The sequence below is a fragment of the Schaalia odontolytica genome, from assembly GCF_005696695.1.
GTDB lineage: Bacteria > Actinomycetota > Actinomycetes > Actinomycetales > Actinomycetaceae > Pauljensenia > Pauljensenia odontolytica_C.
This window is the reverse complement of sequence record NZ_CP040006.1, coordinates 1,743,458-1,766,634: the sequence shown is the minus strand read 5'-3', so window position 1 is coordinate 1,766,634 and position 23,177 is coordinate 1,743,458. Positions and strand designations below refer to the sequence as shown.

General features: G+C 67.9%; 21 protein-coding genes. 13 read left to right on the top strand and 8 right to left on the bottom strand.

Translation table 11 applies throughout. The features are described from left to right. Nucleotides 1-28: 28 nt before the first annotated feature. The 4 genes from FBF35_RS07865 to FBF35_RS07850 are packed head-to-tail and all read right to left on the bottom strand — an operon-like array spanning nt 29 to nt 3,867. The gene (locus FBF35_RS07865) at nt 29-1,411 is read right to left on the bottom strand and encodes an LCP family protein (RefSeq protein WP_060565663.1); all 1,383 of its coding nucleotides are present in this window, start codon (nt 1,409-1,411) and stop codon (nt 29-31) included. Beyond that, entirely contained in the window at nt 1,408-2,730 is a 1,323-nt protein-coding gene (locus tag FBF35_RS07860) for an LCP family protein (RefSeq protein ID WP_060565662.1), read from the bottom strand. Before FBF35_RS07860 ends, FBF35_RS07865 begins: the two co-directional genes overlap by 4 nt. After that, nucleotides 2,720-3,190 (bottom strand): DUF2304 domain-containing protein, encoded by a 471-nt coding sequence (locus tag FBF35_RS07855; RefSeq protein WP_060565661.1) that lies wholly within the window; start codon nt 3,188-3,190, stop codon nt 2,720-2,722. Before FBF35_RS07855 ends, FBF35_RS07860 begins: the two co-directional genes overlap by 11 nt. Further along, a complete protein-coding gene (locus tag FBF35_RS07850) occupies nt 3,187-3,867 on the bottom strand; it encodes a glycosyltransferase family 2 protein (protein ID WP_241772504.1) in 681 nt (226 codons plus the stop codon). The genes FBF35_RS07855 and FBF35_RS07850 overlap by 4 nt, the downstream gene beginning before the upstream one ends. A 95-nt stretch (nt 3,868-3,962) precedes the next feature. Between FBF35_RS07850 and FBF35_RS07845 the strand changes: the two genes are divergently transcribed. The 3 genes from FBF35_RS07845 to FBF35_RS07835 are packed head-to-tail and all read left to right on the top strand — an operon-like array spanning nt 3,963 to nt 6,710. Further along, on the top strand, nt 3,963-4,628 hold the full coding sequence (locus FBF35_RS07845; RefSeq protein ID WP_060565659.1) for an acyltransferase: 666 nt from the start codon (nt 3,963-3,965) through the stop codon (nt 4,626-4,628). Beyond that, nucleotides 4,625-5,725 carry a DegT/DnrJ/EryC1/StrS family aminotransferase gene (locus tag FBF35_RS07840; protein ID WP_060565658.1) on the top strand — a complete coding sequence of 367 codons (1,101 nt, stop codon included), beginning with the start codon at nt 4,625-4,627 and terminating at the stop codon, nt 5,723-5,725. The genes FBF35_RS07845 and FBF35_RS07840 overlap by 4 nt, the downstream gene beginning before the upstream one ends. Before the next feature lies 1 nt (nt 5,726). Further along, complete coding sequence (locus FBF35_RS07835; RefSeq protein WP_060565657.1) at nt 5,727-6,710, top strand: Gfo/Idh/MocA family protein; 984 nt, start codon at nt 5,727-5,729, stop codon at nt 6,708-6,710. 9 nt (nt 6,711-6,719) lie between these two features. On the opposite strand, the gene FBF35_RS07830 is transcribed toward FBF35_RS07835, so the two are convergent. Continuing rightward, nucleotides 6,720-7,823 (bottom strand): glycosyltransferase, encoded by a 1,104-nt coding sequence (locus tag FBF35_RS07830; protein ID WP_060565656.1) that lies wholly within the window; start codon nt 7,821-7,823, stop codon nt 6,720-6,722. A gap of 90 nt (nt 7,824-7,913) precedes the next feature. Between FBF35_RS07830 and FBF35_RS07825 the strand changes: the two genes are divergently transcribed. Then, a complete protein-coding gene (locus FBF35_RS07825; protein ID WP_060565655.1) occupies nt 7,914-9,197 on the top strand; it encodes a lipopolysaccharide biosynthesis protein in 1,284 nt (427 codons plus the stop codon). 21 nt (nt 9,198-9,218) lie between these two features. On the opposite strand, the gene FBF35_RS07820 is transcribed toward FBF35_RS07825, so the two are convergent. Then, nucleotides 9,219-10,415: a glycosyltransferase gene (locus FBF35_RS07820; protein WP_060566392.1), complete on the bottom strand. Its 1,197-nt coding sequence runs from the start codon at nt 10,413-10,415 to the stop codon at nt 9,219-9,221. Between FBF35_RS07820 and FBF35_RS07815 the strand changes: the two genes are divergently transcribed. From FBF35_RS07815 to FBF35_RS07790, 6 genes are all read left to right on the top strand, one after another. Beyond that, complete coding sequence (locus FBF35_RS07815; RefSeq protein ID WP_060565654.1) at nt 10,408-11,712, top strand: nucleotide sugar dehydrogenase; 1,305 nt, start codon at nt 10,408-10,410, stop codon at nt 11,710-11,712. The genes FBF35_RS07820 and FBF35_RS07815 overlap by 8 nt on opposite strands. Then, entirely contained in the window at nt 11,706-12,887 is a 1,182-nt protein-coding gene (locus FBF35_RS07810) for a glycosyltransferase (protein ID WP_060565653.1), read from the top strand. Before FBF35_RS07815 ends, FBF35_RS07810 begins: the two co-directional genes overlap by 7 nt. Nucleotides 12,888-13,137: 250 nt before the next feature. After that, nucleotides 13,138-15,198: an N-acetylmuramoyl-L-alanine amidase gene (locus FBF35_RS07805; RefSeq protein WP_060565652.1), complete on the top strand. Its 2,061-nt coding sequence runs from the start codon at nt 13,138-13,140 to the stop codon at nt 15,196-15,198. A 218-nt stretch (nt 15,199-15,416) separates the two neighbouring features. After that, nucleotides 15,417-16,697, top strand: coding sequence for a CorA family divalent cation transporter (locus FBF35_RS07800; protein ID WP_060565651.1), 1,281 nt, complete (start codon nt 15,417-15,419; stop codon nt 16,695-16,697). After that, nucleotides 16,694-17,587: an NUDIX domain-containing protein gene (locus tag FBF35_RS07795; RefSeq protein WP_060565650.1), complete on the top strand. Its 894-nt coding sequence runs from the start codon at nt 16,694-16,696 to the stop codon at nt 17,585-17,587. The genes FBF35_RS07800 and FBF35_RS07795 overlap by 4 nt, the downstream gene beginning before the upstream one ends. Further along, the gene (locus FBF35_RS07790) at nt 17,584-18,075 is read left to right on the top strand and encodes an HD domain-containing protein (RefSeq protein ID WP_060565649.1); all 492 of its coding nucleotides are present in this window, start codon (nt 17,584-17,586) and stop codon (nt 18,073-18,075) included. The genes FBF35_RS07795 and FBF35_RS07790 overlap by 4 nt, the downstream gene beginning before the upstream one ends. Before the next feature lie 106 nt (nt 18,076-18,181). Here FBF35_RS07790 and FBF35_RS07785 read toward each other — a convergent pair whose 3' ends face one another. Further along, nucleotides 18,182-19,609, bottom strand: coding sequence for a sugar nucleotide-binding protein (locus FBF35_RS07785; protein ID WP_060565648.1), 1,428 nt, complete (start codon nt 19,607-19,609; stop codon nt 18,182-18,184). Between the two features lie 195 nt (nt 19,610-19,804). On the opposite strand from FBF35_RS07785, the gene rfbA reads away from it, so the two are divergent. The 3 genes from rfbA to FBF35_RS07770 are packed head-to-tail and all read left to right on the top strand — an operon-like array spanning nt 19,805 to nt 21,822. Next, complete coding sequence (gene rfbA / locus FBF35_RS07780; RefSeq protein ID WP_003790141.1) at nt 19,805-20,677, top strand: glucose-1-phosphate thymidylyltransferase RfbA; 873 nt, start codon at nt 19,805-19,807, stop codon at nt 20,675-20,677. Then, nucleotides 20,678-21,433, top strand: coding sequence for a glycosyltransferase family 2 protein (locus FBF35_RS07775; protein ID WP_060565647.1), 756 nt, complete (start codon nt 20,678-20,680; stop codon nt 21,431-21,433). It begins immediately after the preceding gene. Beyond that, nucleotides 21,430-21,822, top strand: a complete 393-nt coding sequence (locus tag FBF35_RS07770) for a DUF2304 domain-containing protein (protein WP_060565646.1) — start codon at nt 21,430-21,432, stop codon at nt 21,820-21,822. The genes FBF35_RS07775 and FBF35_RS07770 overlap by 4 nt, the downstream gene beginning before the upstream one ends. Before the next feature lie 118 nt (nt 21,823-21,940). Here the strand turns inward: FBF35_RS07770 and FBF35_RS07765 are convergent, their stop codons facing one another. Next, a complete protein-coding gene (locus FBF35_RS07765; protein WP_060565645.1) occupies nt 21,941-23,119 on the bottom strand; it encodes a phosphotransferase in 1,179 nt (392 codons plus the stop codon). Nucleotides 23,120-23,177 lie beyond the last annotated feature (58 nt).

Genomic DNA, 23,177 nt, shown 5'->3' with positions numbered 1-23,177 from the left:
GCCGGGGTTCGTGCGTCGGTGAGAGGGCTCAGTCGAGCGGGAGCTGGTTGAGGTCCGAGGTGGTCAACTTGCCCGCGCGCAGCTTGGCGAAGAAGTCGTCCGCGGTCGTATCGCGCAGCAGGACAGCAGAGGCTCCGGCGTTCGTCGTGAAGTTCAGCGACTCGATCGGGGGGACACCCATCATCTGATTCGACGAGGCGCTGCGCAGCGCCCACACGAGCGACGCGACCGTCACAACAGAGGAGTCCTCGTCAATTGTGAAGGACTTCGAACCGGCTCGCTCCACGCGCAGGGTCTTCGCGGGATTAACGAGGGTCGAGGGCGAGGCAGCCGAGGAAATGACCTTCGAAATCACCTGGCGCTGACGCTTCGTGCGGCCGATGTCGCCCTCCGGGTCCTGGTAGCGCATACGTGAGAACTGCAGTGCGGTCGTGCCGTCCACCGTGTGGCAGCCGGCGCTCCACTTCAGGCCGGAGTACTGGTCGTCCGCGTCGTTGTCGTAGCACAGCTCGACGCCGCCGACCGCGTCCACCATGTCGGGCACGGCGCCCATGCCGATCTGCACGAAGTGATCGACGGTGAGACCTGTCAGCTTCTCCACGGTCTCCACGAGCAGCTGCGGGCCGCCGTACGCGTAGGAGGCGTTGATCTTGTCCCAGCCGACGCCCGGGATCTCCGCGTAGGTGTCACGCGGAATCGACAGCGCGACCTTCTGTCCGTTCGGGGCGACGTTGACGAGCATGATCGAGTCGGCGCGCTCGGATTCGTTGAAGCCATCCTGGACGGCGCCGTCGGCGCGCGAATCGGAACCCGCCAGCAGGTAGGTCGTGCCCGGAGTATCGGCGGCCCCCGACAGGGCGCTCACGCGACCCATGTTCGTATTGGCATCCCACATGAGGAATCCGCCCCACGCGAGGACGAGGACCAGGAACAGGCACAGTGTCTTGAGAATCGGATGGCGGCGCTTGCGACGCCTCGGCTTTGCAGCCGGGGCCGTGGGAGCGGCCGGCGCGGGGGCCGGCGAGGGTGCGCTCTGGGAGCGATTGATCGTCACCTGTCGGGGCCCGTTGCCCGACGGGGCGTACGTACCCGAGCCCGAGGAACGGCCGGAACCCGGCGCGTAGGACGGCGGGTTAGCAGCGGAGGCCGGCTGGAACGACGGCGGCTGCTGGGCCGGGGTGCGGCGCGGGAAAATCGACTGAGAGTCCCTCTGCGGCTGATCCAGCGTGCGGGGCATCAGCGGGCGGGCCGCCGCGGCCTCGTCGTCCGAGATTCTCCACATCTGCGGGGCCAGAGCCTCCGGCGGGGGAGTGGGTGCGCCACCGCGCACCTCCTCACCGACGACGTGAGCGTCGTCGGATCCGGGGCGGCGTCGCTTCGGGTCAGGCGTAAAAGAAGGAGGATTGCTCATTGGTTCTTCGGCGGGCAGGTGGCGGCTGTCTGCTTGGCAGCTTCCTCGTTCGCCGCGTTATTCGCGACGGAGGCGGACTGCGCGGTGTTATCCGTGGTCGTCTCCTCCGAGCTGGGGTCGGTGGTCGGAGCCTGCGTCGGAGTGGGCGTCGAAGGAGCCGTCGTCGCGGTCGGATCGGGGACCACGAGCTGCGCGCCGTTGCCGTCCGTGTAGGTCGTGCCCACGGGCAGAGCCTGGTCATTCTTCAGGGCGTTCCACACGTTGCGGGCCATCGGCTCAGAGGGGATACGGCGGTTCGGATCCCAGGAGGGCTCCTCGACCGGCATCGTCACGAACTGAATGTTGGAACGGTCGATCTTCTGTAGGACGTTGATGAGCAGGGATGCGTCCGAGCTGGCGTTGCCCAGGTTCGGGGACACGTTCACGGAGGAAATCGCGGCTTGCAGGAAGCTGATGAGCGAGCCGGGATCGGTCACGTAGTTCTTGTCCTGCAGCTCACGCAGCATCGCGGAAATCAGCTGCTGCTGGCGGCCGATACGGGAAATATCGGAGCCGTCGCCCTGGCCCTTGCGCGAGCGCATGTAGGCCAGCGCGTGCGTGCCAGACAGCTTCCAGCAGCCCTCGTCGATGTAGAGCTGGGCGGAGTCGTCGTCGATGCGCTCGGGGATGTTGAACCACACGCCACCCAGGGAGTCGATCATGTTAATAAAGCCCGCGAAATCAACGACCATGAAGGCATCGATGGACATGCCGGAGAGCTTTTCGACGGTCGATCGCACGCATGCGATACCGGGGCCGATGTCTTCCGGTTCGTCGCCACCGTCCGCGCCGTAGACCATCGCGTTGTTGAACATATCGTCCGTGGTCGGCTCGCTGGTCGTGCCATCGCGGTGCTTACACGCCGGGATGTCCACGAGGGTGTCGCGGGGGATGGAGACGATCTGCACGCGGGAGCGGTCCGCGCTGATGTGAATCACCATCGTCGAGTCGTTACGCAGGCCGGGAACGTCATCTGCGTCACCCGCGCCGAGCTCTCCGCTGGCGCCGTTACGTGAGTCGGTGCCGACCACGAGGATGTTGACGGCACGGCCTTCGAAGGAGTCCGGGGTGGCCTTGTTCTGTTCGTCGCTCGCGTAGGCGTCGATGTTGACGACGCGGTTGGCGAACTGAGTGCTCAGCTTGGCGTAGACGAAGCCTGCGGAGGACACGACGAACAGGACGCCGGCCAGGAGCACGGCGAGTGCGCCGCGCAGGAAGCCGAAGCGTCCGAAGTTGACGGCCGAGTGCTGGATCGGTCGCAGATTCACGTTACTCATCATTCGTAACCATATCGTTATCTGGCGTGTTTGTCGGTGAAGCAGGGCCGTTAGCGGCGCGTTCCACTCCGCTCGTATCAGCGTGTGAGCTGCCCGTCTCGGTGCTCGCATCCCCCGGATCGTCGGGCGGAAGGATGTGTGCGAGGGCGAGGGAGCGGGCCAGGGTAGCCATGCGCTCCTCGGCGCGGGCCTCGCGCCGATAGCCGGTCACCATCTGCGCGATCAACGCAATAACGAGGCCGTAGACGATCAGGTTGACCCCTCGCTCAACGCCGACCGCGCGGGCAGCCGTGTTGGCCAGCGAGGGCACGAGGATGGCCACGATAGCCGCAGCGACGACCGCTCCGATGCCGATGCGGCGCAACGCGAGCGACGAGGCCGAGGAGACCGGGCGCACCAGCCACCACGCGGTGAGCGCGAGGGCGAGGAGCAGGAGGATGCGGATGGCGAGGTAGGCGCTCATCGTCCCCCCAACGCGAGGTCGACGACGATGTTGACGGAGTTGAGCAGAGGCTGGCCCTTCGCCCGCGAATAGTCCGTGTAGGAAATCGTCACCGGGTGCTCGGCGCCGGGCAGGCCACAGGCGGCCAGCTGGGAGACGATCTGCGAGGCGTGGGCCATGCGTGCGTGGGTGAGATGCACGTGGGCGAGGGCGTCGGCGCGGATCACGCGCAGCCCGTTGTGAGTGTCCGTGAGATCCAAGCCCGTGCGCAGCCGGGCCACCAAAGCTCCGAGTCGCAGCATGGCGCGTTTGACCCTACCCGCCGACGACGGGGATCCCGACAGAAAACGAGAGCCGAGGACGAACGCGAGATCCTCCCGGAGTGCCCGCTCGACCATGGCCGCCGCCTCTGCGGGGTCGTGCTGGCCGTCGGCATCGAAGGTGACCACGTATCGCGCCCCGCGGGCGAGGGCTGCATCGAATCCGGTTTGGAGGGCGGCGCCCTGCCCAAGGTTGAGCGGGTGTGTCGCGGTGTATGCCCCTGCGGCGCGGGCGACGGCGGCGGTGTTGTCGCTCGAAGCGTCATCGACGACGAGGACACGTGGAAAAAAGGTGCGGACTCCCGCGACGACGCCCCCGATGACGGACGCCTCGTTGAACGCTGGGATCACCACCCACGTGTCGGAGCCGATCTGCATTTGAATAGTGTCGCACATCGGGATGGGCGCGCGCCTATAGTGTTGGGTATCTGTGAGCGCACCCGCGCGTGCAGCGACAAGGAGAGGGAAGCATCGTGATCGAGCCCAGCGCCGACGTCGCCCCCAGCGCGATCGTCGCTCCCAGCGCGCGAGTCTGGCACCTCGCCCAGGTGCGCGAGGACGCGCGCATCGGGGAGGAGACGATCGTCGGACGTGGCGCCTACATCGGCGAAGGTGTGAGAGTCGGTGCGCGCTGCAAGATCCAGAACTACGCGCTCGTCTACGAGCCCGCCTCCCTGGCTGACGGAGTGTTTGTCGGCCCCGCGGCCGTCTTGACGAATGATCACGCTCCTCGCGCGATCAACGCCGACGGCACCCTGAAGAGCGCGAGCGACTGGGACCGCGTCGGCGTCACCGTGGAACGCGGAGCAGCCATCGGAGCACGCGCCGTGTGCGTGGCTCCCGTGCGCATCGGGGAGTGGGCGTCGGTCGGCGCGGGCGCGGTCGTCACCCGCGACGTTGCTCCCTACGCGCTCGTCGTCGGCGTCCCCGCGCGCCGCGTCGGGTGGGTCGGCGAGGCCGGGGTGCCGCTCGTGGCCGCCGATGAAGCCTCGAACGAGGCCGGGGAGCGCACGTGGGTGTGTCCGGCCTCGGGCCGCCGCTACGTCGAGCGAGACGGCGCCCTGTCGCCCGAGGCCGCCCAGGCCTCGTCCCCGAATGGCGCGCAGATGCCCGACCAAACCCGTGAGGACCAGCAGTGACGCACCCGTTCATCCCACCCGCACGCCCGCTCATCGGCGAAGAGGAGATCGACGCGGTCGCAGCCGTCATGCGCACCGGCATGATCGCCCAGGGGCCCCAGGTCGCTGCCTTCGAGGAGGAGTTCTGCGCCGCCCTGGTACCCGGGGTGCAGGCGGTCGCGGTCAACTCGGGGACCTCGGCACTGCATCTGGGTCTGCTCGCCGCCGGGATCGGTCCGGGCGACGAGGTCATCGTCCCCTCCTTCACCTTCGCGGCCACCGCCAACTCGGTCGCCATCACGGGCGCGACCCCCGTGTTCGCCGACATCGACCCGCTCACGTTCACGCTGTCCCCGGCCGCCGTCGAGGCTGCGATCACGCCGCGCACGCGGGCCATCATGCCCGTCCACCTCTACGGTCACCCCGCCCCCATGGACGCGCTGCAGGAGATCGCCGACGCGCATGGGCTTATGGTCTTCGAAGACGCCGCCCAGGCTCACGGCGCGAGCCTGCACGGGCGCGCGGTCGGCTCTTTCGGCGCTTTCGCGGCCTTCTCCTTCTACCCGACCAAAAACATGACGAGCGGTGAGGGCGGCATGGTCACCTCGAGCGACCCCGAGATCATCCGCGGCGTGAAACTTGCGCGCAACCAGGGCATGGAGACGCGCTACGCCAACGAAATCGTGGGCCTCAACAATCGCATGACCGACATCCACGCCGCGATCGGACGCGTGCAGTTGACGAAGGTTGGCGCGTGGACGCGCGCGCGTCAGGACAACGCCGCCTTCCTGGACGCCCACCTGCGAGGCGTCACCGTCCCGCACGTCGCGCCCGGCGCCACGCACGTCTACCACCAGTACACGATCCGCGTGGCCGAAGACCGCGACGGCTTTGCCGCCGCCCTGCGCGAGGAATACGGCGTCGGCTCGGGCGTCTACTACCCGATCCCGAACCACGAGCTGCCATCCCTCGCCTGCTTCGCCCCCGGTGTGGAGCTTGCGGCCACGCGCGAGGCAGCCGACCAGGTTCTCTCCCTGCCGATCTACCCATCTCTCACTTCCGGCGAGCTGGAGCGCATCGCCGAGGCCGTGAACGCGCTCGCGGAAGCGGGGGCCTGACATGAGCATCCGCCTCGGAATCCTCGGCATCGGCTCGATGGGCCGACACCATGTGCGCAACGCCCGCGCCACCGCCGGCGTGGACCTCGTCGCGCTCGCTGACCCGGGCGGCGACCGCTTCGGCGTCGCCGGCGACCTGCCCGTCCTGGGTGGCGTCGAGGAACTCATCGAGGCCGGCATCGACGCCGCGATCATCGCAGCGCCCACCGCCCACCACGAGGCCGCAGCCCTGGCGCTCGCCGAGGCCGGGGTGCACACCCTCGTCGAAAAGCCCCTTGCCACGAGCGTGGAGGCGGGCCGCCGCATCCGCGACGCCTTCGCGGCCGCGGGACTCGTCGGCGCCGTCGGCTACGTCGAGCGCTGCAACCCCGCGCTCATCGACATGCGCAGGCGGATCTCGGAGGGGCAGCTCGGCGCGATTGAGCAGATCGCAACGCGTCGGCAGTCCCCCTTCCCCGCCCGCATCAGCGACGTCGGCGTCGTCAAAGACTTGGCCACGCACGACGTGGACCTGGCCGCGTGGGTGGCCGGCGCCCCCTACGAGAGCATCTACGCGCGCACGTCCGCGCGCTCTGGGCGAGTGCACGAGGACATGATGGTCGCCTCGGGCGTCCTTGCCGGCGGCATCCTCGTCAACCACCTCGTCAACTGGCTGACCCCCTACAAGGACCGCACGACGATCGTGACGGGGGAGCGCGGCGCGCTCGTCGCAGACACCGCGATGGGGGACCTGACCTTCTACGAGAATGGCCACGCGCCCCTGCAGTGGGACGCCATCGCCGCCTTCCGCGGGGTGAGCGAGGGCCAGGTCGTGCGCTACGCGCTCACCAAGCGCGAGCCCCTCGCCCTCGAACATGAGCGTTTCCGCGACGCGATCCTCGGCGTGGGAAGCGAGCACGTCACCATGGACGAGGCCTTGGATAACCTCCGCGTCGTCGAGGCTATCCTCTCCTCGGCAGCCACCGGTCGCTCGGTCGACCTGTAGAGCGCGGCGTTACCTGGTCACGTCTGCGTAGATTGCGCGCAGCTGATCCACGGATCCGTGCAGCGAGCGCTCGCGTGTCACCCACGCCCGGCACGCCACCCCGCGATCCGCGCGTTCGTCCTCGGACCAAGCCAATGCCTCGTCGAGGGAGCGAGCGAGAGCGTCCGGCGAGCGTTCAGCCGTCAGCATCGAGACCTCGGGCGCGATCATCTCCGGCGTGCCGCCCGTGCGATATGCGATGACGGGAACGCCGCACGCCTGCGCCTCGAGCAGCACGAGTCCCGCGGCCTCCTGCCGCCCCTGCGTCGGCTTCGTGGGCAGGACGAGGACGTGGGCGCGGCGCATCCAGTCGCGTACCCCCTCACGATCCAGTCGGCCCGTGAACGTCACGTGGGCGGGTGCGTTCGCGCGCAGTGTGGGTGCCAGCGGCCCGTCGCCCACGAGGACGAGGCGATGCGGGCGGCGCCCCACGAGGGTGGCGGACGCCCGGGCCAGGTCGTCCACCCCCTTGAGACGGCTGAGCGCGCCGACGAACAGGACGACGGGTTCCTCGCGCGACTCTGTTGTGTTCGAGGCGGACGTCCACCAGTGCGTGTCCACACCCTGATAGTGGACGCTCAGGCGCTGTGGATCGGCTTCCGCGCCCAGCGCGACGTCCGCCAGGTAATGGGAGACGGCCAGCAGCCGGGTCGCTCCCTCAAGGGCGGCCGTGCGGTTGCGTGCGTTCCACGCGGCACCCGCGCCGCGCCCGAGCCTCGGGTAGGCGTCCCCGCCATGCAGCGTCACCACGAGGGGCACCCCCGTCTCCCGCGCAGCCCCCACGGCCGGCAGGGACCAGGTCGCCTGATGCTGGTGAATGACGTCCGGATTCCAGGCGGTGATCGAGCGGCGCATCCGTCCCATGCCTCGTGCCTGCGCGGCCATGCGAAGCGGGAGAGGGCTGCTGAGCGCGCGCGGAGCGGCCTCGTCAATGGGGACCGTGACGGCCGGATCGGTGATGCGTGCCGCGAGTGTGAAAGCCCGCCAATCGAGCTCCGGCATCGCGAGGGCGTGCGAGAGCGCGAAGTAGGTCGGGGGAACCAGCAGGGTTCCCTTCGTCAGGGCGACCCTCACGAGTTCCACCCGAGGGCAGGCGCGGATCGGTGAGCGGGCATGCCACCATCCTAGGGGCAAGCCGCGCGCCCCAGGTGATTAAATGAGTCCATGACGAACGCACCTGCCCGCCCCGCCCGCTCGGGCGTCCTCGCGCAGGTGCTCACCCTCCTTGGCGGCACCCTCCTCGCCCAGGTCATCGCCTTCGTCGCCCAGATCGGCATCGCCCGCCTCTACACGGACACGGACCTGGGCTACCTGGGTATCTTTACCTCCGCCGCCACGCTCGGCGCCGCGGTCGCGGGCGCCCGCTTCGACCTCAGCATCGTCCTGCCCGCCCCGGGGGATGAGGCCTCGGCCCGCTCCCTGGCCCGCCTCGCCTCGCGCTGCGTGCTGGTCGCCTCCGCTCTGGCTACCTTCATTGCGGCCGTCGCATGGCCGTGGGTGAGCGCGCGCTACGGAAGCGCGCTCGCGGGATGGATGCTCGCCGTTGGCGTCTCCATCCTGTTCCTGGCACAGGGGCAGGTGTGCTCCTACTGGCTGACCCGCCACCGGCGATTCCAGGCGATCGCGAGCTCCTCCGTAGTGCGCGCCCTCGGGATCGCGGTCCTGCAGCTGGTGTGCGGTTTCGTGGCCGGTGGCGGCCTGGGTGCGGCGATTGGGGCGACGATCGCGGGCCAGGGCCTCGCCGTCGCGTACCTGTCGTGGCGCGCCCGCGACGCCCGCGAGCGTCTGGACACCGATCCGACCCTGCGCGAGGTTGCCTCGCGCTACCGCAAGATGGCCCTCGTGGGCGTGCCCAACGTCGTCGTCGATGCGGTGCGCACGAGCGCGATCCCTCTGCTGATCGCCACGTATTCCGTGGCGTCGCTCGGCCAATTCAACTTGGCGTGGCTGGCCCTGCAAGCACCGGTCGCCCTCATCGCGGGGGCGCTGTCGCAGGTGTACCTGCCGCGCCTGTCGGACACCCCTTCCGGTGAGATGACCCGCGTCGCCCTGCGCGTCGGCGGCATCGCGCTGGCATGCTCGATCCCCGTGTTCGCCCTGCTCGCGTGGGTGAGCCCCGCGCTCTTCCCCCTCGTGTTCGGGGCGCGCTGGGAGGCGGCCGGGTACTTCGCTCGATCCCTGGCCCCCTGGCTGGCCTTAACGGTCGCGACCTCGCCGCTCTCAAACGTGTTCGTCGCGACCTACCACCAGCGCCGCATGCTGGCCTTCGCGTGCGTGTACTGCGCGGCGCCGCTGGCGTGGCTTGCCTGCAGCCCCTACGGAGTGGAGACCACGGTCGCGGTGCTCGGAGCCCTCATGGCTGTGCTGCTGGTGGGTATGCTCGTCATGGCTGTCCTGACTGCGCGCTCCTACGACCGGGGTGACGTCACGCGCCCAGTGGCCGCGTGAAACCCTTGTGAAACCTGTGTTTCACCGGCGAACTCGCGCGGCGAGGGCCCGCTCGTAGGCCTCACGCAGGCGGGCGGCCCCCTCCTCCCAGGTGGGAATCGCGGGAGCCGTGAAAGCCGCGATGTCTTCTCGCGTGATGCGCTCCAGGGCGCCGACGAGGTCGCGCTCCGGATCCTCCAACACCCACGTGTTGGCCTGATCGCCCAGGTATCGGCGGGCCTCGGACAGGGGAGAACACAGCGCGGGCACACCGGCCGCGAAGGCCTCCATCATCTTGTTGGGCGTGGACATACGGTGCGATAGGCACCCGGACTCGATGAGGCACAGCGCCACGTCAGCCCCGCGCGTCATAGCCAGAACCTGGTCCGGCTCCACGGGAGGCAGGCGGTGGATGTTCGGGTGGGTCGTAGCCGCACGCTCAACCTCGGGCAGCAGGGCACCCGCGCCGACGAAGACGACGTGCGCGCTCGGCACCTGCTCAAAAGCGCGCAGAATCAACGGAATGTTACGCCCCGGCGCCAGGTAGCCAGAATGCAGGTACAGGAGAGCGTCCTGCGGGGTCCCCAGCTGCCCGCGCAGGTTGATGACCCCATCCGAGCCCGTCGGAGCGTTCGTCACGACCACCGGATCCACGCCGGGGTAGGCCTCGCGGTACCACTGCGCGATCGACTCGTTGACCACGGACACCACGTCCGCGCGGTGGATATAGCGGCGCTCAATCACGCGCTGGAGACGCTGACGTAGCCCCGCCGACCCCACCGTCTCGGTCTCAAGCTCGTGCGCGTTGTACGCAAACACCGCACCCGTTCGCCGCGCCAACGCGTGCGCGAGGGGCAGCAGGAACAAGTTCTGTGCGGAGACAGCCGCGACGCGCTGCCTCGCGAACCGCCGATACACCCGAGCGCCCCACGCCACGACGACCCTCGGACCACCCAGGGGCGCGCCCAGGGACGCGCCCCGAATCCGCGTGAGGCGCACGGTGGGGGCCACGGCCTCGTCCGTGGGCAGGTCGCCCTGATCGATCCCGACGACGTGCGTGCGCGAGAAAAGCGGGGACAGCGAACGCGCGATCTTCACCAGTCGCCCGGGCGAGGCCAGGTTCGACGGGTAGAGCAGGAGATTGAGCGCGCGATCCACGCCCCCATTGTAGGTGGGGCGGGGCACTACACTGGAGGGGAACAACGAGGCCGGAGACGGAAAGGGGAGCCGCATGCGCATCGCGGTCGTCGGCATGGGCAAGATCGGTTTGCCGCTGGCGGTGCACTACGCGCGCGGCGGGCACAGCGTCGTTGGCGTGGACGTGAACCCCCGCGTGGTCGCCCTTATCAACGAGGGGGTTGAACCCTTCCCGGGCGAGGCGCACCTGGCCGAGTACCTGCCCCCACTGACCTCCTCCGGCGCCCTTCGCGCCACGACCGAGTACGCCGAGGCGATCCCCGGCGCCGACGCGGTCGTCATGGTCGTGCCCCTCGTCGTCGATGATGAGAGTCGCCCCGACTTCCGCGTCATGGACGCCGCCACCCGCTCGATGGCCGCTCATCTCACGGCCGGCACCCTCGTCTCCTACGAAACCACCCTGCCCGTGGGCACGACGCGCGGTCGATACAAGCCCCTCATCGAGGAGATGTCCGGCCTGGTCGAGGGTCGCGACTTCGACGTCGTCTTTTCGCCCGAGCGCGTCCTCACCGGCCGCGTTTTCGCCGACCTGGCGCGCTACCCGAAGCTCGTCGGGGGCCTCAGCGAATCCGGCGAAGCGCGCGGCGTTCGCTTTTATGAAGCCGTCCTCTCCTTCGATGAGCGCGACGACCTGCCGCACCCCAACGGCGTGTGGCCCATGGGCGGGGCCGAGGCCGCCGAAATGGCCAAGCTCGCCGAGACCACCTACCGGGACGTCAATATCGGCTTGGCCAACCAGTTCGCGCGCTACGCGGACACGGTCGGCATCGACGTCGCTCGCGTCATCGAGGCCTGCAACTCCCAGCCCTACTCCCACATTCACCGGCCCGGCATCGCGGTCGGCGGCCACTGCATCCCCGTCTACCCGCGCCTCTACCTGGCCGGCGACCCGGACGCGACCGTCGTGTCCGCCGCACGCGCCGCGAACGCTGGCATGCCCGCCTACGCGGTCTCCCGCGCCGCCGCCCTGCTCGGTTCCCTCGAAGGGCTGCGCGTCGCGGTCCTGGGCGCCGCCTACCGCGGCGGGGTCAAGGAAACCGCCTTCTCCGGTGTCTTTGACCTCACCTGCGCGCTGCGCGAGGCCGGGGCACAGGTGAGCGTTCACGATCCGCTGTATTTGGATGACGAGCTGGCAGCCTTCGGGTGGGACGCCTACCACCTCGGCGAGCCGGTGGACGTCGCCATCGTCCAGGCCGACCACGCCGCCTACCGGGACCTGGCCCCCGCTGACCTGCCCGGCGTGCGCCTCCTCGTCGACGGACGCGCCATCACCTCACCCGAGGCCTGGGCCGGCACCCCGCGCATCACCATCGGCGGGGGAAGCGCCCCCGCATGCTAGTCACTCTGGCGACCCGCACCTTTACACCCGAGCCGACGGCCGCCGCGCTGCGCCTCGGGGCGCTCGCCCGCGCGCTCGCCGCGGGCGGAGACAGGGTCCGGGTCCTCACCTCGCGCCTGGCTCCCTCCGTCGCCCGCGACGCCCGCCGGCTCGCAGACGGTGGTGTCGATGCGGGGGAGGATAGCGGCCTCGTCGAGGTTCGCCGCGCCCCCGTCCTGCGCGACCGCACGGGAGCGGTACGCGGATACGTCTCCTACATGTCCTTTGACCTGCCCCTCCTCGCCCGGCTGCTCACCGGTCCGCGCCCCGTCGTCGTCGTCTCGGAACCCCCGCCGACGACCGGAGCCGCCGTCCGCATTGCGTGTGCGGCACGCCGCGTCCCCTACGTCTACTACTGCGCCGACATTGTCTCGGATGCCGCCGCGCTCGCGGGTGTGCCCGGCCTCGTTGTGCGCACGGTTGCGGGGCTGGAGTCTTTTGCGCTGCGTGGTGCCCGCCGCGTCATCGCTGTGTCCGATGGGGTCGCCCGTCGCGCGCGCGACCTGGGTGCGCGCGATGTCGCGGTCGTTCCCAACGGCGTACGCGTGCCCGACGCCGTGGCTACCGGCACCCCGGAAGGATTCCCCACCTGCGACGGTCCCGTCTTCGTCTACGCGGGTACGGTCGCCCAGTGGTTGGCCCCCGAGGTCTTTGTCGATGCCTTCGAGCGCGCGCGAGCGCGGCTCGGGGATGCGCGCCTCGTGTTCGTGGGGCAGGGGAGCGGATGGGATGCCCTCGCCGAGCGCTCGCGAGGCGTGACCGGCGTCGAGATGATCCCCGCCGTCAGCGCCGATGAGGCAGACCGGTGGATGGCGCGAGCCACCGCGACCCTCGCCTCGCTGCGGCCGGGCGGATACGACTACGCCTACCCGACGAAGATCCTCGCCTCCCTTGCGCAGGGCACTCCCGTCATTTACGCGGGTCCAGGCCAGGCAGCCAGCGACGTCGCGGAGGGGGAACTCGGAGTCGCGTGCTCTCTTGATGTCGATGAGATCGCCGAGGCCATGGTCGGTCTCGCGTCGGGGACTGCCCCCTGGGTGGGTGCTGAGGGTGCGCGCGCCTGGGTGAGCGCGCATCGGTCAGTCGAGGCCTCGTCGCGCGCTGCGGCCGCGGTGGTTCGGTCGGCGCTCGCGTAGACCTTCGGTTTTTCTCCCTCGGGCTGACGCCGCTGAGTGGAGTTATTCCTGGCCATGAGTGCTTTCGATGGCGCGTCGGTGCGTCCCGATGACAGTGCGCATGGGCAGAGGAGGCCCCGGCCTCGTCTCATATGCAAAGAGGAATCCTTTTAGTTCGTACCAGTTCATGCGTGTAACTATTCTCATGTTTACAGTTACAACATAAGTACCTACAATCACGACTGTCACATCAGCAACATGAAGGATTACTATGCGCTCCTCGTGGAGGACCATCGTCGCCGGGCTCACCCTGGCCCTCGGCGCAGCCGCAGCGGCCCTGGTGCCGCCGGCGCACGCAGCAGGTATCACGATTGCCATCGACCCCGGGCACGGCGGCTCCGACCCTGGCGCGGTCGCCAACGGCCTGCGTGAAAAGGACCTGACCCTCGCGGTCTCCCTGGCACTGAAGGAAGAGCTGGAAAGCTACGACGGTGTGCGCGTCGTTATGACCCGCACGACGGACACTCGTCCCTCGGAAAACACCAGCGCCGACCTGTCCAGCCGCGTCGAGATGGCGGCTGCGGAGGATGCGGACGCCCTCGTCTCCATCCACTTCAACTCGGGCGCGCCCATCGCGAAGGGTGCCGAGGTCTGGTACCCGAATTCCTCCTCGTACAACTACGGCACCCACACGCAGGGCCGCACCCTGTCCAACGCGATCCAGAAGCAGCTCACCGGCCTCGGGCTGGCTGATCGCGGCATCAAGACGCGTGACAACCCCTACTACGACTACCCGGACGGCTCGACCGGCGACTACTACGCGGTCATCCGCCAGGCTCGCGAAGAGAATATGACCGGCGTCATCGTTGAGCACGCTTTCGTGACCTCCGCATCCGACGCGGCCCTCCTGCGCAACGAGAGCTTCGTGCGCTCCCTCGGTGTCGCCGACGCGACCGGCATCGCCCAGGCCTACGGGCTGAGCAAGGGCACCTGGCGCGCCACGGGCGACTCCTGGAGCTTCATCTCCAACGGCGAAGCCAAGACCGGCTGGTTCTCTGCCGGTGGCCGCTGGTACTGGGCTGGCTCCAACAAGCAGACGATCCGCGGATGGTCCACCATCAACGGACGCCGCTACTTCTTCGACGACTCCACCGCCATGGTGACGGGCTGGAAGAAGGAAGACGGCAAGTGGTACTACCTGCGTCCCGACGGCGACATGGCCACCGGCTGGGTGAAGGACGCCGGCTCCTGGTACTACATGAACGCCGACGGCGTCATGGTTACCGGCTGGCTCAAGGATGGCAACAACTGGTACTGGCTGCGCGTCAACGGTGCGGCCGCGATTGGCTGGACCAACGTTGATGGCGCCTGGTACCTCTTTGATGACGACGCGCGCATGCTCACCGGCTGGCAGCTGACTGAGGATGACAACCGCTGGTACTACATGCGTTCAAGCGGCCAGATGGTCACCGGCTGGCTCCTCGACGCCGGCAAGTGGTACTACCTGGATGGTGAGGGCGCCATGATGACCGGCTGGACCAAGGTGGGCGACACCTGGTACCACCTGAACTCCTCCGGCGCGATGAGCACCGGCTGGCTCCTGGATGGCGCCTGGTACTGGCTGGACCCGAACTCGGGTGCCATGGCGACGGGCACGGTCACCGTCGAGGGTCGCGCATCGAACTTCGCTTCCTCCGGCGCGTGGCTCGGCTACGCGGATGGCAGCGAGGCTCCGGCGGCCTCCCGCAGCGCCTCGCGCAGCGCCTCTGTCACGAACGCGTCCGGTCAGCGCCTCATCATGAGCGCGCCCACCGCCTCGCGCTCGGAGACCATCGACGCGATGGAAGACGCCTGGGATCAGGCTGGATACAGCTACCCGAGCGCGCTGGCCGCTGGCGGTGCGCCGACGATCCGCGACTTCGCGTCCATCGTCTACGACGAGGCCGTGGCCGAGGGTGTGTCCCCCGAGCTGGTCTTCGTCCAGGCGATGAAGGAGACGGGCTGGCTGCGATTCGGCGGCGACGTGACCGTCAGCCAGTACAACTTCTCCGGCATTGGCGCGGTCGGCGGCGGCGCGAAGGGTGCCTCGTTCCCGGACGTGCGCACCGGCATCCGCGCCCAGGTGCAGCACCTGCGCGCCTACGCGGACTCCTCGGTGACCACGGCGTCGCTCGCAAACACGGTCGTCGACCCGCGCTTCACCTACGTGCGCAAGGGTGCGGCCCCCGTGGTCGAGTACCTGGGCATTCAGGAGAACCCCAACCGCACCGGCTGGGCTGCCGCAAAGAACTACGGCTACGACCTGGTCTCCATGATGAAGGCATACTTCTGAGAGTTCTTCTGTGACGAGGCCGGGGCTGGCTGCGCGATTCAGCGTGGCTGGCCCCGGCCTCGTTTATCTGCGGCGCGCACATATGTTGCCCTCCGGTGCGGCATCTGCGCGACCGACTACAATCTCAAAGAGCGGTGTGTTCCCACGGCCTCGTGCTGTGGGCCGCGTGAGCTGCGGACAACTACGTGTCAACGACTGTGAATGGAGGTGCCCGGGCGATGTGCTCCTACAGCAAGACGTACGCGTCTGATCCTCAGCTTTGGGACGCGGGCCCGAGCTTCCTGCTGAAGTGCCAGTACGCGGATGGGACGCAGGCAGTCATTCTGTCCGGATGGCATCGCCGGGCCATGGAGTTCGAGAATCCGATCGTTCTGCCCCTGCTGGACGATGGCGAAAGCTACCGCTACTGCTCCATCGACGCAGAAACCCATCGTGAGGACCCGTGGAGCGACATCGACAGGTACGAGCTCGAGGTGTCGCTCGATGGTGCGCACGACGGCGAAATCTCCTCGCTCCTCGAAAAGCTCATGGCGCCGACCGTCGCTCACGCGCTGATGGCTTCCATGCCGGAGATGATCCAGCGGGTGTCTGCGAACAAAACGAACGTGCCCCTGCAGATCGATGCCGACACGCGCATTGCATACGTCGATCTGCTGACCCAGAACCTGCCGGCCCGTTCCGGTGATACCTCCGAGCCGCTTCGTGCCCTTCATCGCTGGTGCCGGATTTTCGATATGGGCAACGGCACCGTCTCGATCTATCAGCCGGTTTCGCCAGACCAGCTCGACAACCTTCGCTGGCCGCACAACGGCATCTGGCTGAACCGCGGGCAGGGGTACTTCACGGAGCCGTCGGACGTGGGCAACATCGTTGAGGCGTTCTCGATCCCCATCAAATACGAGCAATACAACCTCGAGAACTGGCGGATTGAGTTCGAATTCTGGGAGAACGAACCCTTCCAGATCATGATCAGCGATGACTCGGAAGAAGCCGCGCAGCGCCTCGGGCGGGCGCAGCGAGAAATCGGCGTGCTCTCCCAGTTCGTGACGACGGCGTTCCTCGTGTCCAGGAACCTCGAACGCCGTTCCAAGGTCAACGAACTCGTGACCGGGAACGAGGCCCTGCAGAGCCTCGCGACGCACAAGGTCGCCGAACTCAAGGCGACGATCGAAGAATACCGACGGCTGCTCGAGCGGGCGTCCGGCCTGCTCGCGAACACCGCTCAGTCCGTCCAGGCCGTCGCGAACCAGGAAAACGCCGAGGCCGCAGAACGAACGAACACCTTCCTCACTTTCGCGTCCGCAGTCTTTTTCGTCCCGACGCTCATCATCTCTTTCTTCTCGATGTCCATCATTGGCCTCAACCAGGGCGAAACTCTTCCCTCGCTCTGGTTCGTGCTCGCCCTGTGCCTGGCGAGTGTGGTCGTCGCGATCGGCGTTCTCGTTGTCTTGAGGCGCCAGCTGAGGAAGAGTCGACACAAGGCCCCAAGGAGGCGATGACGATGTTCTCCACCATCACGTCAGGCGAGATCCGGCAGGCGCTGGAGCACGTGTCGCGCCAGTACCTGGCGGGCAACCTCTCTCGGCCGCAGGCGGTCGCGCACTACGACACGAGTGATCTTGAAATCGGGATCACGTCCTATTCCGACGACGCGAGCGAGCAGCCGCACTTTCATACGCAGGCCACCGAGTACCAGTACATGCTGTCGGGGTGGACGCAGTACCTGGATACGGACACCGGCGAGGAGCATGAGTTCCGTGCGGGCGACTTCTACGTCATCGAACCCGGGACGACATACGCGCAGCGCTCGAAGCGGGGGACGCAGATCCTCTTCATCAAGGTTCCCTCCACGAACGACAAGAATGTCGTCACCCCCGGCCCAGATGTCGAGGCGTGGCTGGCCTCGGCCCTGAGAACCACGCGCGTGGACTACTCCCACGCTCCCGATGCGCCGGCCGCCAACTCGATCGTCCCTGCTGCAGCGGTCGCCATCGAGCGCGAGGGGCACATCCTCATGCTCCAGCGCCGGGACAGCGGGAATTGGACGCTCCCGGGCGGCACCCTTGAATTCGGCGAAAGCCTGGCCGAGTGCGCGGTCCGCGAGCTCAAGGAGGAGACCGGCCTCGACGTGCGGGTGACCGGGATTGTCGGCACCTACACGGACCCGGACGTGCGCATCGCATACTCTGATGGGGAAGTGCGCCAGGAGTTCACCGTCGTGTTTCACGGGGTGTCCGAGGGTCACGAGGTGTCCCTCGACTCTGAATCCACGGGTTTCCGATGGGTACTCAAGGAGAATCTCCTCGATCTGCGCCTCGCTGACTCTCAGCGTCGCAGGCTTGAGGATCTCCTGCGGTATCTGGCCGACGGCACGCAAAGGATCGCATGATGAATGACTCGACGCCGGCAATCGGCATGGACGACAACCGCTTGCGCCACTGCCGCGGCGTGGGCATGAAGGCCTCCGAGCTGGGGCGCGCCCTGTTTGGTTGGTCGGACGACAAGTGCCGCGAGATGTTCGTGATGGGCTACCTGCACGATGTCGGCTATCAATTCGCTCAGGAACAGTCAGAGCACGAGGAACTCGGAGGTGCGCTGCTGCGCTCCCTGGGGTTCGCGTACTGGGCGGAGATCTTCCATCACGGCGATCCCGACAGCTCCTACCAGTCGGATGAACTCCTGGTGCTTAACCTGGCGGACATGTTGACATCGAAGGATGGCAGCGCCACGACCATCCCTGCGCGCCTTGCGGACATCGCGAGTCGCTACGGCGTCGAATCAACGCAGTACGTAGCGGCGAAGAAGCTCGCAGACGTGCTCGTCGCTCAAGTGAAGGAGATCCACGGTTCACAGGAGATCCTCAGCCAGCTGCTCTGAGTGCACGTTCGGGGCGAATCCGCTGCGCGCTGCCCAAGATCAACCCAGAATGTGCGAGGCCCCGAGCACCTGTCGGTGCCCGGGGCCTGCCTCGTCGGTGTGGTGGTCAGCCGCGCAGGGAAGCGACGTAGGAGTCGATGCGCTGCGAGGAATCCTCGGGGGTGAAGCCCGCGGCCTTGATCTTCGTCAGGTCGAGGACGGAGGACAGGGGGCGCGGAGCCACCTCGCGGCCCGCGAAGTACTCCTCCGTCGTCACCTCGGTGACGTCTTCCGGATTGCGGCCGCACAGCTCGAACACGCGCTTGGCGATCTGCGCCCAGCTCATGACCGGTCCCTCGCCCGACAGGTTGTAGGTGCCAAACGGGGCGTCGCTGGTCAGTAGGTGAATGATGCCCTTGGCCAGGTCGGAGGTGAAGGTCAGGCGGCCCACCTGGTCGGACACGACCGAGGGGGAAGTGCCCTGATCTGCCAGGGATGCCATGGTCTTCAGGAAGTTCTTGCCGTCGCCCACAACCCAGGAGGTGCGCACGATGTAGTGCTTCGGCGTCGAGGCCACAGCGGCGTCGCCGCCCGCCTTCGACTGGCCGTACGCGCCCAGGGGAGAGGGGGCCTCGTCCTCGAGGTGCACGTCCTGCGTGCCATCGAAGACGTACTCCGTCGAGATGTGAACCATCGTCGCGCCGTGAGCCGTGGCCTCGCGGGCCAGGATCGCCGGGCCCGTCGAGTTCGCCTGCCAGGTCGCGCGGCGACCCTCGGGCGTCTCAGCGCCGTCGACGTTCGTCCACGCGGCCGCGTTGATCACCACGTCGATGTCATCCCACGGCAGAGTGGCCACCTGCTCGGCGTCGGAAATCGACACCTCGGGCAGGTCCACGCCCGTCACCGTGAAGCCTGCCTCGGGCAGCGCGCGCATGAGCTCGCGGCCGAGCTGGCCGTTCGCGCCCGTCACGAGCGCGCGGCGACCCACGGGAGCCGGGGCAGGGAAGGGGGTCACCTCCGCCATGCGCGGGTGTGCCTTGTCCTTGTCGGACAGGATGGCGCGCTCGAGCGGGATCGGCCAATCCACGGCGGCCGTCTCGTCAGCCAGGTTCAGGAAGGTGTAGCGCGCGTCCGGCGACCAGTGGTCGTTGACCAGGTACGTGTAGGCCGTGTTCGGCTCCAGGGTCTGGTAGGAGTTGCCCACGCCCTTGGGGACGAACACCGCGACGCCCGGATCGATGATCGTCGTGTAGACGGTGCCGAAGGACGGGCCCTCGCGCAGGTCCACCCACGCGCCAAACACGCGGCCGGTCGCGACCGACACGAACTTATCCCACGGCTCCGCGTGAATGCCTCGCGTCACCCCGACCTCGTCGTTGAACGAGATGTTGTTCTGCACGGGCTGGAAATCCGGCAGGCCCAGCGCGACCATCTTCTCGCGCTGCCAATTCTCCTTGAACCAGCCTCGGTTATCGCCGTGAACAGTCAGATCAATGCGCAAAAAGCCGGGGATCGGCGTGGTCGTAATCCCCAGGGGCTTAGCGGTGGGCGCCATGGTTCTTCCTTACGTGCGTGGTTTTTGTGCGGACGCAACATTCCATGTAAATACTATCCGATCTGCACCCCCGCGGCGGTGTGCGCCGCCCCATGGGCGCGCGCGGGGGCAAAGTTGTGGAAAAATACTGTTGTGTAGGGATAATTGTCAACGACGCGCGACCCACACGAGGACGCGCCGGGAAGCGGAGGCAACATGAAAGGCATCATCCTGGCGGGCGGCTCGGGCACCCGTCTCAACCCGATTACGCTGGGGACATCGAAGCAGCTCGTCCCCGTCTACGACAAGCCGATGATCTACTACCCGCTGTCGACCCTCATGCTGGCGGGCATTTCTGAGGTCCTCGTCATCACGACCCCCCACGACGCTCCGTCGTTCCATCGCCTGCTTGGCGACGGCAGCCAGCTCGGCGTCAACATTTCCTACGCTGTCCAGCACGAGCCCAACGGCCTCGCGCAGGCCTTCGTGCTCGGCGCCGATCACGTGGGCAACGACAGTGCCGCCCTGGTCCTGGGCGACAACATCTTCTACGGCCCCGGCATGGGTGCCCAGCTGCGCCGCCACGTCGACCCCGACGGTGGTGCCGTCTTCGCCTACCACGTGTCCAACCCGCGTGAGTACGGCGTCGTGGAATTCGACGAGGAGTTCAACGCGCTGTCGATCGAGGAAAAGCCCGAGCACCCCAAGTCGAACTATGCGGTGCCCGGCCTGTACTTCTACGATAACGACGTGGTCGAGATCGCCCGCAACCTCAAGCCGAGCGCGCGTGGTGAGTACGAGATCACCGATGTGAACCGCTCCTACCTCGAGGCTGGCAAGCTCAAGGTCGAGGTCCTGCCGCGCGGCACCGCGTGGCTCGACACCGGCACGTTCGACTCCCTCGCTGACGCCACCGCCTTCGTGCGTACGGTTGAGGCCCGCCAGGGCATGAAGATCGGTGCCCCCGAAGAGGTCGCGTGGCGCATGGGCTTCATCGACGACGAGGGCCTGCGCCAGCGCGCCGAGCCTCTGGTCAAGTCCGGTTACGGCGCCTACCTGCTCGAGCTGCTTGAGCGAGAGGGTCGCTGAGTGAGCCGTCCCAGTGCTCAGTCCCGCCTGCTCATCGTTATCCCCGCGTGGAACGAGGAGGAGGTGCTCGGTGACGTCCTCGAGATGGTGAAGGTTGAGAAGCCTTCATTCGCGGACATCCTCGTGGTCTCCGACGGGTCGACGGACGCGACCGCCGATATCGCGCGCGCCGCGGGCGTGGCCGTCCTCGACCTGCCGCTCAACCTGGGGGTCGGTGGCGCGATGCGCGCCGGCTTCCAGTACGCGCGGCGCATGGGCTACGAGTATGCGTGTCAGCTCGACGCGGATGGCCAGCACGACCCGCGAGAGATCGAGACGCTCATCGAGACGGCCTCGAGCGAGCACGCGGACGTCGTCATTGGCTCGCGTTTCGCGGGTAAGGGCAACTACCACGCGCGGGGCCCGCGCAAGTGGGCGATGAACCTTTTCTCGTTCATCCTCTCGCGCGTGTGTGAGACTCATTTGAGCGATACGACCAGCGGTTTCAAGCTCTACGGTCCTCGTGCGCTCTCGCTCTTCGCGCGCAACTACCCGGCCGAGTACTTGGGTGACACGATCGGTGCGCTCGTCATTGCGGCACGCTCGCACCTGGTCGTGCGCGAGGTCGGCGTGCAGATGCACCCGCGCGCGGGCGGCGAGCCCTCCCACAACCCGATCAAATCGGCGCTCTTCCTGGTGCGCGCGACGATGGCCCTCGCGGTTTCGCTGTCGCGCCCCGGAGAGAAGGTCACCCAGGCGCCGGAGGAGAATGCATGAGCCCCACGTACGTGCTTGGACTGGTGTTCGCGATCATCATCCTGGTGATGGTGTTCGTCAAGATGCGTAACTCGGGCCTGAAGGAACGCTACGGCCTGTGGTGGTACTGCATCGCCTTCTTCACGGCGCTGCTGTCCATCTTCCCGCCGATCCTGAAGTGGAGTGCGATCCAGCTGGGCGTTGTCGTTCCGCTGAATCTCGGGTTCTTCGTGGCGGGTGTGGTGCTGCTGCTCCTGTCGCTGCGTTTCTCGGTGGACCTGTCGCGTTCGGACGAGGATCGTCGTCGCTTGACCGAGGAGGCCGCGATTCTGCGCCTTCAGGTGGAGGATCTGCAGCGCCGCGTCGATGCTCTCGAGGCATCCCATCAGGGGGACGGTCAGTCCCGCTGAGGCGCGCGCCTTCACAACGATCAACGAGGCCGGGGCCCGTCAGGTGGAAACCTGACGGGCCCCGGTTCTCGACGTGGGAGCGCCCCTGGGTGGTCGTTCCGCGTGCGGCGCGGCGCGGTTAGCGCAGCAGCGTGCCGTCGGGGCCGAGGCTGAGGCGCTCCGTGGGGGCGGCCGGGTCGACCTCGCCCTCGGCGAGCTTGCGCTTGAGCGCGGAGGCCGGGCGCGACACGGGGACGGTGGGCTCGTTGGAGTCGTCGTCGGTCTCGTCCGCCGCGCTCGGGGTTGGTTCCGAGGCCTCGATCGGCGAGGCGGAGGGGGACTCGATGGGGGTCAGGGAGATGCGCGCCCCCATCGCGGATGCGTGCGAGGGCAGCAGGGGCTCACCGTCGAGGTCCTTGGCCAGGTCGTCGAGCATTGAGCGGGCCTCTTCGACGATGGAGGGGTCTTCGGCGTGCAGGCCGTGCACGAGCCAGCGCACGAGCGCGATCTCGGACAGGAGCTGGGCGCGCGTGAAGACGTGCAGGTCGGTGGCGCGGCGCTCGTGGCCGTAGGTCTCGCGGAAACGGTCGAGGAATGCGTCGGGGGCGGTGGCCTGGACCCATGCGATGTCGAGTGCGGGGTCGCCGACGTGTGCGCTGGTCCAGCCGCCGATGGCGAGCAGTGAGCCGCGCTTGACGGACAGGCAGCGCTCCTGGATATCGCCGTGGATGGGTGCGGAGGGGAAGCGCCACAGGGACACGTCCTCGAGGGCGGCCTCCCAGCGGCTCCACAGGGCGGCGGGGATGGCGACTTCGCGGGCGGCCTCGTCGAGGAGGGCGAGGTTGCGATCGCGGCACTCGATGGCCGTGTAGCTGGGCAGGCCGATCGAGGAGAAGACGGTCTCGGGGAGGTTGTGCAGGGCCGCGAGGGCGCGTCCGAGGGACGCGGGCAGCAGGGGATCGGTGTCGAGGTCCTCGTCCGTGGGGGCGGTGCCGCCCGGGTCGCGGTGGACGTAGACGGTACCGCCGTCGCTGGTCTTTACCTGGCCTGCCAGGCGCGGCACGTCGAAGGGAATGTAGTCGTGGTCGTGTGCCTGGCCGAGCCGATCCAGGATGCCGGAGGTCGCCTCGAGTGCGGGTCCGGAGACCTCCTCGTGGGGGCAGGTGACGATCCAGCGGTGTCCGGCGGCGTCTTCGATGCCGGTCACGGTGGAGAGCTCGTCGCTGTAGGTGGGCGGGCGCAGGGCGGTGACGCGCATGCCGGGGACGGCTGCGGTGGCCAGGGCTGCCAGTTCGAGGGGGCTCTTGCGGGAGGTCATTGCCTTAACGTATCGCGGCCTGGGGCCGTGCGCTTCTCCCCGCGCGGGCGCGAGGAGG

What these genes read in the sequence shown, in the direction of transcription:
- FBF35_RS07865 (WP_060565663.1), bottom strand. Translation starts at nt 1,411, where the DNA reads ATGAGCAATCCTCCTTCTTTTACGCCTGACCCGAAGCGACGCCGCCCC.
- FBF35_RS07860 (WP_060565662.1), bottom strand. Translation starts at nt 2,730, where the DNA reads ATGATGAGTAACGTGAATCTGCGACCGATCCAGCACTCGGCCGTCAAC.
- FBF35_RS07855 (WP_060565661.1), bottom strand. Translation starts at nt 3,190, where the DNA reads ATGAGCGCCTACCTCGCCATCCGCATCCTCCTGCTCCTCGCCCTCGCG.
- FBF35_RS07850 (WP_241772504.1), bottom strand. Translation starts at nt 3,867, where the DNA reads ATGCAGATCGGCTCCGACACGTGGGTGGTGATCCCAGCGTTCAACGAG.
- FBF35_RS07835 (WP_060565657.1), top strand. Translation starts at nt 5,727, where the DNA reads ATGAGCATCCGCCTCGGAATCCTCGGCATCGGCTCGATGGGCCGACAC.
- FBF35_RS07825 (WP_060565655.1), top strand. Translation starts at nt 7,914, where the DNA reads ATGACGAACGCACCTGCCCGCCCCGCCCGCTCGGGCGTCCTCGCGCAG.
- FBF35_RS07815 (WP_060565654.1), top strand. Translation starts at nt 10,408, where the DNA reads ATGCGCATCGCGGTCGTCGGCATGGGCAAGATCGGTTTGCCGCTGGCG.
- FBF35_RS07820 (WP_060566392.1), bottom strand. Translation starts at nt 10,415, where the DNA reads ATGCGCATGCGGCTCCCCTTTCCGTCTCCGGCCTCGTTGTTCCCCTCC.
- FBF35_RS07810 (WP_060565653.1), top strand. Translation starts at nt 11,706, where the DNA reads ATGCTAGTCACTCTGGCGACCCGCACCTTTACACCCGAGCCGACGGCC.
- FBF35_RS07805 (WP_060565652.1), top strand. Translation starts at nt 13,138, where the DNA reads ATGCGCTCCTCGTGGAGGACCATCGTCGCCGGGCTCACCCTGGCCCTC.
- FBF35_RS07800 (WP_060565651.1), top strand. Translation starts at nt 15,417, where the DNA reads ATGTGCTCCTACAGCAAGACGTACGCGTCTGATCCTCAGCTTTGGGAC.
- FBF35_RS07795 (WP_060565650.1), top strand. Translation starts at nt 16,694, where the DNA reads ATGACGATGTTCTCCACCATCACGTCAGGCGAGATCCGGCAGGCGCTG.
- FBF35_RS07790 (WP_060565649.1), top strand. Translation starts at nt 17,584, where the DNA reads ATGATGAATGACTCGACGCCGGCAATCGGCATGGACGACAACCGCTTG.
- FBF35_RS07785 (WP_060565648.1), bottom strand. Translation starts at nt 19,609, where the DNA reads ATGGCGCCCACCGCTAAGCCCCTGGGGATTACGACCACGCCGATCCCC.
- rfbA (WP_003790141.1), top strand. Translation starts at nt 19,805, where the DNA reads ATGAAAGGCATCATCCTGGCGGGCGGCTCGGGCACCCGTCTCAACCCG.
- FBF35_RS07770 (WP_060565646.1), top strand. Translation starts at nt 21,430, where the DNA reads ATGAGCCCCACGTACGTGCTTGGACTGGTGTTCGCGATCATCATCCTG.
- FBF35_RS07765 (WP_060565645.1), bottom strand. Translation starts at nt 23,119, where the DNA reads ATGACCTCCCGCAAGAGCCCCCTCGAACTGGCAGCCCTGGCCACCGCA.